This window comes from Thermomonas sp. (assembly GCF_025993755.1).
GTDB lineage: Bacteria > Pseudomonadota > Gammaproteobacteria > Xanthomonadales > Xanthomonadaceae > Thermomonas.
In genome coordinates this window covers 59,767-68,518 of sequence record NZ_JAMQHN010000019.1, presented here as the reverse complement: position 1 = coordinate 68,518, position 8,752 = coordinate 59,767, and the positions used below count along the sequence as shown (strand labels likewise).

General features: G+C 67.6%; 9 protein-coding genes and 1 pseudogene. 6 read left to right on the top strand and 4 right to left on the bottom strand.

What is annotated here, in order from left to right; translation table 11 throughout:
- From Q0X16_RS01455 to hemC, 3 genes and pseudogenes are all read left to right on the top strand, one after another.
- Nucleotides 1–345: pseudogene (locus tag Q0X16_RS01455) on the top strand (carboxylesterase); the annotation flags it as partial.
- A gap of 78 nt (nt 346–423) precedes the next feature.
- Entirely contained in the window at nt 424–1,170 is a 747-nt protein-coding gene (locus Q0X16_RS01450) for a LytTR family DNA-binding domain-containing protein (protein WP_297829876.1), read from the top strand.
- Between the two features lie 301 nt (nt 1,171–1,471).
- On the top strand, nt 1,472–2,383 hold the full coding sequence (hemC, locus tag Q0X16_RS01445; RefSeq protein ID WP_297829874.1) for a hydroxymethylbilane synthase: 912 nt from the start codon (nt 1,472–1,474) through the stop codon (nt 2,381–2,383).
- A gap of 9 nt (nt 2,384–2,392) precedes the next feature.
- Here hemC and Q0X16_RS01440 read toward each other — a convergent pair whose 3' ends face one another.
- Both Q0X16_RS01440 and Q0X16_RS01435 read right to left on the bottom strand, forming a co-directional pair.
- Nucleotides 2,393–3,025 carry a DUF481 domain-containing protein gene (locus tag Q0X16_RS01440; RefSeq protein ID WP_297829872.1) on the bottom strand — a complete coding sequence of 211 codons (633 nt, stop codon included), beginning with the start codon at nt 3,023–3,025 and terminating at the stop codon, nt 2,393–2,395.
- Nucleotides 3,026–3,129: 104 nt separating this feature from the next.
- Nucleotides 3,130–4,908 (bottom strand): SLC13 family permease, encoded by a 1,779-nt coding sequence (locus tag Q0X16_RS01435; RefSeq protein ID WP_297829870.1) that lies wholly within the window; start codon nt 4,906–4,908, stop codon nt 3,130–3,132.
- Nucleotides 4,909–5,028: 120 nt separating this feature from the next.
- Here Q0X16_RS01435 and Q0X16_RS01430 point away from each other — a divergent pair, with 120 nt between their 5' ends.
- Both Q0X16_RS01430 and Q0X16_RS01425 read left to right on the top strand, forming a co-directional pair.
- The gene (locus Q0X16_RS01430) at nt 5,029–6,003 is read left to right on the top strand and encodes a YafY family protein (protein WP_297829868.1); all 975 of its coding nucleotides are present in this window, start codon (nt 5,029–5,031) and stop codon (nt 6,001–6,003) included.
- Complete coding sequence (locus tag Q0X16_RS01425; RefSeq protein WP_297829866.1) at nt 6,000–6,911, top strand: patatin-like phospholipase family protein; 912 nt, start codon at nt 6,000–6,002, stop codon at nt 6,909–6,911. The genes Q0X16_RS01430 and Q0X16_RS01425 overlap by 4 nt, the downstream gene beginning before the upstream one ends.
- A gap of 177 nt (nt 6,912–7,088) precedes the next feature.
- Here the strand turns inward: Q0X16_RS01425 and Q0X16_RS01420 are convergent, their stop codons facing one another.
- Nucleotides 7,089–7,565 carry a hypothetical protein gene (locus tag Q0X16_RS01420; RefSeq protein ID WP_297829864.1) on the bottom strand — a complete coding sequence of 159 codons (477 nt, stop codon included), beginning with the start codon at nt 7,563–7,565 and terminating at the stop codon, nt 7,089–7,091.
- A 146-nt stretch (nt 7,566–7,711) separates the two neighbouring features.
- Complete coding sequence (locus Q0X16_RS01415; protein ID WP_297829862.1) at nt 7,712–8,188, bottom strand: hypothetical protein; 477 nt, start codon at nt 8,186–8,188, stop codon at nt 7,712–7,714.
- Nucleotides 8,189–8,399: 211 nt separating this feature from the next.
- On the opposite strand from Q0X16_RS01415, the gene Q0X16_RS01410 reads away from it, so the two are divergent.
- The gene (locus Q0X16_RS01410; RefSeq protein WP_297829861.1) at nt 8,400–8,672 is read left to right on the top strand and encodes a hypothetical protein; all 273 of its coding nucleotides are present in this window, start codon (nt 8,400–8,402) and stop codon (nt 8,670–8,672) included.
- Nucleotides 8,673–8,752 lie beyond the last annotated feature (80 nt).

Sequence of the window (8,752 nt, the reverse complement as noted above, 5' to 3'; positions counted from 1 at the left end):
CTGGCCGGCTTCTCGCAGGGCGGTGCGGTGACGCTGGCCGCCGGCATCGCCCGCGCGCAGCCGCTGGCCGGACTGATCGCGCTGTCCACCTACCTGCCGCTGTCGCCAGAACGCGCAAGGCAGCGGCTGCAGCCGGCCGCCACCGCGCAGCCGCTGTTCATGGCCCACGGCAGCTTCGATCCGGTGGTACCGATCGCCGCAGGCGACGCCAGCGCCAAGGCCATGCAGGCGCTCGGCTTCCAGGTGCAGTGGCAGCACTACCCGATGCAGCACCAGGTCTGCGCCGAGGAGATCGCGCAACTGGGCGACTGGATCGGCGCACGCTTTGCTGCGCCAATGGGGTGATGCCAGCGCAGTGCGGTGACCGCCTTCACCGGCTACCATCGCAGGCAGATGCCGTTTCGAAGGCGGGGAGGCCAAGCGATGGATGCAGCGCCGTTGCGCGTCCTGATCGTCGATGACGAACCGCTGGCGCGCGCGCGCCTGCGCGCCCTGCTGGATGCGCAGGAAGGCGTCGAAGTCGTCGGCGAGGCGGGCGACGGCGTGGCGGCGCTGGACGCCAGCGGGGACGACCCGGCCGATCTGGTGCTGCTGGACATCGCCATGCCCGGGATCGACGGGCTGGAAACCGCCCGCCGGCTGGCCGCGCTGGATCCTCCTCCGGCGGTGGTGTTCTGCACCGCCTACGACGCCCACGCGCTGTCGGCGTTCGAGGCGCAGGCGATCGACTACCTCGTCAAGCCGGTGCGCGCCGAACGCCTCAAGGCCGCGCTGGACAAGGCCCGCACCTATCTTGCCGGGCGCGAGCGCGGGGCCGGCGCGGCGCCGGTGCCGAACGCCAGAACCCATCTCTCGGCGCGCCTGCGCGGCAGCCTGCGGTTGATTCCGATCGAGGACATCCGCTATCTCCAGGCCGACGAGAAATACGTCGTCGTCCACCACGCGCGCGGCGAGGACCTGATCGAGGAATCGCTGAAGTCGCTGGAAACGGAGTTCCCGGATCGCTTCGTGCGCATCCATCGCAACTGCCTAGTGGCGCGCGAGGACATCATGGAACTGCGGCGCTCGCCCGAAGGGACGGTGCACGCGGTGCTGCGCGATGTCGCGACGCCCTTGGAAATCAGCCGCCGCTGCCTGACCCAGCTGCGCGAGATGCTGAAGCATTTGTAGTCTTCGATGACGGCCTGCCGGCTTCGGGACGCTGCACGGCTCAGACATACTGAAGCCGCATTGCGCATCGCAAGAACTCCCGCAGCAGTCCATCCCGGCCTCAGGGGGTCGAGCGCGCCATGGATGCGCGCGGCCGCGCATCGCAGCCGGACGCGGAGTCTGCGCGGCGACTCACTGAGGCCGGGATGGACTGCCTTCGGGGTACTGCGGTTGCCGCTGTGCTTCCTGCAATGATTTCCTTGCGGTTGCGCCATCGCCATGTGCCCAGCCGTCTTCATGCAAGGCAAGCGATAATGCCGGCATGACCACGCTGCGCATCGCCACCCGCAAAAGCCAACTCGCCTTGTGGCAGACCGAACACGTGGCCGACCGTCTGCGCGTTGCACACCCGGGGTTGCAGGTCGAACTGGTGCCGCTGAGCACGCGCGGCGATGAAATCCTCGACCGCTCGCTGGCGGCCATCGGCGGCAAGGGCCTGTTCATGAAGGAGCTTGAGCTTGCGATGCAGCGCGGCGAGGCCGACTGCGCCGTGCATTCGCTCAAGGATGTGCCGATGGAGCTGGAGCCGGGGTTTGCGTTGCCGGCGATTCTGGTGCGCGGCGATGCCGCCGATGCCTTCGTCAGCAACCATTTCAACACCCTCGCTGCGCTGCCGCCAGGCTCCCGCGTCGGCACCTCGTCGCTGCGGCGACAGGCGCAGCTGCGCGCGTGGCGTCCCGATCTCGAGATCCGCGATCTGCGCGGCAACGTCAACACCCGGCTGGCCAAGCTCGATGCCGGCGACTACGACGCCATCGTGCTGGCTTGTGCCGGATTGCAGCGGCTCGGTTTCGAAACGCGCATCCGCGCGCGACTGGACGCACCCGGATGGCTCCCGGCGCCGGCGCAGGGCGCGATCGCGATCGAATGTCGCGCCGACGACGCGCAAACCCGCGCCCTGTGCGCGACGCTGGACCACGCGCCCACCCGCAGCTGCGTGGAGGCGGAACGGGCGATGAACCGGCACCTGCACGGGAGCTGCCACGTGCCCGTCGCGGCGCTGGCGACGCTGGCCGGCGAGGCCTTGCGCCTTCAGGGCCTGGTTGGCTCGGTGGCCGACGGCCACTGCGTGCGGGCGCAGGCCGACGGCCCCGCCCGCGAACCGGAAGCGCTGGGGATCGTCGTGGCCGAGGCCTTGCTTGCCCAAGGCGCACGCGCGCTGATCGAAGCCTGAGGTACAGCTTCAGAACAGATAACGCAACTTCACCGTCATGTCGGTCTGGTTGCGCGAGGAAACGGCACTGTCGTGGCGGGTGTCCACGCCCGTACCCAGCGACCACTGCGGGTGCAGCTGCCAGTTCAAGGACAGGCTGTTGCGCAGATAGGCGCGTCCCTGGCCGGCCTCCAGACGCGCGGTTTGCGAGACCTGGGCGTGGTCGCCCAGGGCATGGCTCCACGCGATCTGCCCGCGCAGTACCGGCCCGGTGCCTTCGATGCCGTCATCGACGCCGCCCTGCAGGCGGTAGGCCGGTTCCATCGTCAGGCTCACGCTGGTCTGCCCGGTCTTCCCCCTCCGGGTGCCGTACTGCAGGCCCACCCGCGCGTTGCTGCCCTGCGCCTTGACCCAATCCTGCCGCCCCTCCGGCAACCGCAGCCGACCGCCGCCGCCCGGCAGGGCGCTGCCATCGACGCGCAGTTGGCCGGCCGGAATCCTCGGCCGCGCGTCTTCCGCCCATTCGCCGCTCAGGCAGCTGGCCTGCAGACAGCGCGGCGGATCGACCAGCCGCTGCACCAGCTCCGGCTGCAGCAGCGGCTCGGGCGGCAAGGCGTTGAAGGCCGGCGGCGCAACCAGCGCCAGCATCAGGACGAACGACATCGGTCGGACAGCCAAACGGATGAAAACACCGTGATTCTAGACCGTTTTCAGGGTGTGCGTCGCCGCCTGCGGTCCAGGACTGCGCCCCTGAAACCGGAGCTGCCTCAGGGATGGAACGGCCAGAACTGGGGGATCAACCACATCGAGATCGCGCAGAAGATCGCGATCAGGGGGATTCCCACCTTCATGAAGTCGGTGAAGCGGTAGCCGCCCGCGTAATAGACCATGGTGTTGGTGGGATATCCGACCGGCGTCGCGAACGAGGTGGCGGCGGCGAATGCAACTGCCACGACGAACGGGCGCGGATCGGCGTGCACCGACTGCGCCACCGAGATGGCGATGCCCACCATCAGCACCACCGACGGATTGTGGCCCATGAGCTCGGTCAGCAGCGCGGTCAGCAGGTACACCAGAAGCAGGGCCGCCAGCGGGCCGTGATCGCCGAGGAGCTGCATGCTCGCCGTGACCACCTCGTGCGCCACCCCGGTCTTTTCGATCGCGATCCCCAGCGGCAGGATCGCTCCAAGCAGGACGATGATCTTCCAGTCCATCGCCTCATACACGTCCTTGTGCCCGAAACAGCCGAAGGCCGCCATTGCGACCGCGCCGCAGATGGCCGCGGCGGGAATCGGCATCCAGTGCAGGCCGGAGGCCACGACGACCGCCACCATGGTGCCCACCGCCAGCCAGGCCTTGCGCCAGGACTGGCGCCGGCGACTGGCGCGCTGGCCGAGCACGATGAAGCGGTCGTCCGCCCGCAGCACCGGCAGCCGGTCCTCTTCGGTCAGCAGCAGCAGGACGTCGCCCACGGCCAGTTCCACATCGCCCAGCGAATCGTGCAGGAAATGGCCGCGGCGATGGATGGCCAGCACCCCGCCGTCATAGCGCCAGCCCAGGTCGAGGTCGGACAGATGGCGGCTCTCCGCGGCGCTGGCCGGCGCGATCATCAGCTCCACGAGAACGTGCGGACGATCGTCCGGGCCGGTGTAGCGCGGCTCGCGCGGATACTCCAGCTTCATGTTCTGGCGGAAGGCCTCGATCTTCTCCCAGTCCCCGCGCACCAGCAGCACGTCGTGGCGCTCCAGCTTCTGGAATCGCGGCGACCACATTTTTTCGTTGCCGCGCAACAGCTCCAGCGGGAACACCCCGTGCAGTTCGATGATCCTGGACTCGGCGATCGTGGTGCCGCGCAGCGGGGAAGCGGCGGTGACGCGCAATTCCGTGACGTATTTCCCGATGCTTTCATCGTCGCCGTCCGCGCCCAGCAGGCTATCCGCCCGCTTTGGCAGCAACCGGCGCCCGACCAGCATAAGGTAGGCAATGCCCACCACCGCCAGGATGGCGCCCAGCTTGGTGAACTCGAACACGCCGAAGCCCGCCAGCCCGTTTTTCTGCGCCAGGCTGTTGGTCAGCAGGTTGGACGATGTGCCGATCAGGGTGCACACCCCGCCCATCTGCGCGGCGAACGCCATCGGCATCAGCACCTGCGCCGGCGAGGTGCCCGATCGTGAGCAGACCCGCAGCGCCAACGGCAGGAAGGTGGCCACCAGCGCGATGTTCTTCACGAACGCGCCCATCGGCGCGATCGCCACCATCAAGGCCAGGGTGAGCAACCAGGGCTTGCGGATGCGCGAAAGCATCTCCCCCAGCGGTTCCAGCGCGCCGGAGCGCTCGATGCCCAGGCTGAGCGCGAACATCGCCGCCACCGTCACCGTGGCTTCGTTGGAGAACCCGCTGAGCGCCTCGTCGATGTTGATGATCCCCAGCGCCACCAGCAGCGCCAGCACCACCAGCGCCACCATGTCGATGCGGATTTTCTCGCTCGCGAACGCCACCACTGCCGCGGCGATGATCGCGAGCGTTGCCCAAGCCTGCCATTGCATGTGGTCTGCGGGTCCCCGATCCGAACGGCTGCGTTGGTGCCGCCGGGATGGCGCCACTTCAACGGTCGGCGGGCGCGCCGGCCTCGCCACAGCCCCCTGCCGCTGACGCATAATCGCACGATGGACCGTTATGAGCGCATTATCGCGTTGCACCGCACGCTCCAGGCCGCGCGCCGGCCGGTGACGGTTGCCCGCCTGCAGGACGAATTGAACTGCTCGCGCGCCACGGTGTATCGCGACCTTGCCTTCCTGCGCGACGGCCTGATGGCGCCGGTCGTCGGCGACGGCGACGCCGGCTTCAGCTACGACCGGACCGAGGCCGAACGCTTCGAACTGCCGGGACTGTGGCTCAGTTCGGAAGAACTGCACGCGCTGGTCGCCGCCCAGCAATTGCTGGCACGCAGCGGCGGCGGCATGCTCTCGGAAGTGCTGGCGCCGCTGCAGCAGCGCATCGACAAGTTGCTCGACGAACACTCGGGCGGCAAGCGCTGGCCGCTGGAGCGGATCCGGGTCATCCCGCACCGCACCCGCCGGCTCGACGAGCACGTGTTCCGGCTGGTCGCCTCGGCGGTGCTGGAACGTCACAAGCTCAGCTTCGATTACCGCGCCCGCACCACCGACTCGGACACTCGGCGCACGGTCAGCCCGCAGCGGCTGACGCATTACCGGGACAACTGGTACCTCGACGCCTGGGACGACGACCGCGATGCGCTGCGCAGTTTCTCGGTGGACCGGATCACTGCGCCCAAGCCTCTCGATGCCCCGGCGCGCGACCTCGACGCTGCCGAGCTCAACGCCCATCTTGCCTCCAGCTACGGCATTTTCTCCGGCACGCCCAAGGGCTGGGCGACCATTCGCTTTTCCGCCAAGGCCGCGCGCTGGGTGGCCGAGGAGCACTGGCATTCGCAGCAGCAGGGCCATTTCCTGCCCGACGGACGCTACGAACTCAAAGTCCCCTATTCGATCCCGCGCGAGCTGCTGATGGACGTGCTGCACTACGGTGCCGATGCCGAACTGGTCGAGCCCAAGGCGCTGCGCCTGCAGCTGCGCACGCTGCTGCAGCTGGCGATCGGCAATTACGAAGACGCCCCATGACGGACACGACCGCGCCCGGTCAATCACCCGAAGTCGTGCTGGCGCTGGGCGCCGGCGGCGCGCGCGGGCTGGCGCAGATCGGCGTGATCGAGGTGCTGCAGGAGCGCGGCCTGCAGATCAAGGCCATCGCCGGCACCTCCTGCGGCGCGCTGGTCGGCGGCGCCTGCGCGGCCGGCATGCTGGAAGTCCTGACGCACTGGATGCTGACCACCTCCCGCGCCCAGATGCTGCGCCTGCTCGACCCCGGCTTCGGTCGCCCGGCGATGTTCACCGGCAACCGGCTGGTGAAGACGCTGCGCGAGGTGATCGGTTCGCCGCGGATCGAGGACCTGCCGATCGACTTCACCGCGGTCGCCGTCGACATCCTCCACCAGCGCGAGGTCTGGCTGCGCCGCGGCGACCTGTGGGACGCGCTGCGCGCCTCGTTCGCCATTCCGGGCATCTTCACCCCGATGGTGATCGGCGACCTCGAGCTGGTCGACGGCGGTCTGCTGGCGCCGCTGCCGATCACCGCCACCCGGCTCACCGGTCCGCACCGCGTCGTCGCCGTCGACATCCACTCGCGGCCGCAGGCGCAGGCCGACGATCCGGTGCGCGAGCTGGAGGCCGAGGACGGCAAGTCCGCGCCCGGCCTCATCGGCCGCTGGGTGGAGCGCCATTTCGGCGGCGATGACGAGGAGGAGGATGCCGTTCCCGCGCATCATTTCGGCATGATGGCGGTGATGTCGCGCGCGCTGGATACCATGCAGGAGCGCATTGCCCGCGTGCAGCTGGCGCTGGAGCCGCCGGAGTTGCTGATCCGCATCCCGCGCGACGCCTGCCAGTTCTACGAATTCTGGCGCGCCGCCGAGCTGATCGAGATCGGCCGCCGCGAGGCGGAAAAGGCGCTCGACGCGGCGGGGTTCTGAGGCCGGGTTTGACGAGGCCATTCCGCGAGTGAAGCCGACCCGCATGGCGCAGGCGACATGGTCGGCACGCCCTGTCCGTCATCTTCCGTGACGCAACGAGGCCGGTTTGGAAGGAAGGATGGTCGGGTGCGTTGCAACGACGCCGGCGAAAGACAACCAGCACGCTGCAACGGAGACTCATCGTCGAAGATGGGATGCAACCCAATCAACCGCGGCCTGGACACCATAGAGAGGCTCACCCATGTTCAGCGGCTTGCCGGAGCAGGCGGCACGGACCATTTTCTGGTCGATGGAGTTGGGTCCTGCAGGACGCCGCGTCCGGGCCTGCATGGGGAATCCCTGGTCGCTTTGGCCAAATGCTTGGAGCGTGGTGGGGTCGAGCCAGACGATGTAGTCATCCGTGATCACACCCGTCATGCAGTCCATGATTTCCCGAATCCAGGTTGGCTTCAATTCATCTGGATACATGACAAGCATCCAGGCAAATCCGTGATCCTGATAGCGACCGAACGTGGTTGCTTCAAGAAACACCGCCTCGCCACTCATTTCGTTTCCGATGTATTGCAAAGCCGGATTCGTGGGCGGGATGCGCTGATCCTCGGCCGCCGTGGAAGTGGAAAGAACGGCAGCAACAAGCAGCGTGACAAGTTTCATCCTGTGCTCCATCCCTGCAAATGACAGGGCTGCACACGTCTGGCGGGGCTTGCCTCTGATTCACAAGAGCACCCCCTGCCCTCGCGGGAAGATCACGCTGTGGCGTGGGCTACGTTGGTCCAGTTCCTGACCGGCGGGCCTTCGTTTCAGGGTGTTCGCGGCAAGGACATTTCGACGACAAACTGCTCGGGCGCCATTTCCATTACGTAGACTTTCAGAGCGCCACTTGCGTACACCGTTTCCTCCTCCCCGGCGCCCCCTTCCTTCAACTTCAGTTGGTGGGCTTGCGCCCACGCCTTGACGTCCGCGTGGAGTGCGTTTGCGGATGCCGTCAACAGAATCCTGCAGATCGGCCTGCCGCCCACGGCACCAAAGCTGACGGAAGCGGAATCGTCCGCGTTGTGCAAGATCGTATTTTCTCCGCCCGCATTCGAGGAGACATCTTCACGCCGGTTGTTGTAACCGAAGAGTCTCGCCCTCGAGGCGAGTTGAGCAGCCTTGGCCGACCCGGTGACGTAAGGCTGGCAGAGCAGGTCGAATTGACGACCGATCTGCGGTGCCGACTGCCCCTGCACCGAGCTGCACAGGGTCATGAGTGATGCTAGCACTACCTTGTACCTCATCGTCGATGCTCCGATTCTCGTCCCAGTGGGCGTCATGTTAGGCGGCCCGTGCCGCATTGAAATCCCGTGGCTGCGGGAGGGTGCCTTGCGGCCCGCGACCCTCGCTTGCGGCTGGATTCACGTCCATCGACTGTTGGACGAGCAATGCGTCGCAGACCTTGAGACGGCGGCGCGGCAAGGTGGTTCCACCTCATCCACCGGAGCCGCCGCCATGACCCACCGCGACCTTGAAGCTTGCCTGCGCCAACTCGTGTTCCTCGGCGCACTGGCCGTACTGCTGATTCCGGCCGCGCGCGACAGCAGCGCGCTGCTGGGCTGGCTGCCGCTGTGGCTGGTCGGCATGCCGCTGGCGGCCTGGCTGAGCCTGCTGCGCCTGCCGAGGCCCGAGCTTGCGCTGGCCTTGCCGCGACGCCGCGGCGTGCAGGCAAGGCGCTGGCGCGCGCGGCGCGGCGCAGCGTCGCAGCCCAACGTCAAACGCGCCTGACCCCACTCATCTGGAATCCCGACCTTCGGGACATCCGCGGTTCGGTCCCCGCGTGCTAGCGTTCGCGTTTGATGTTTTTG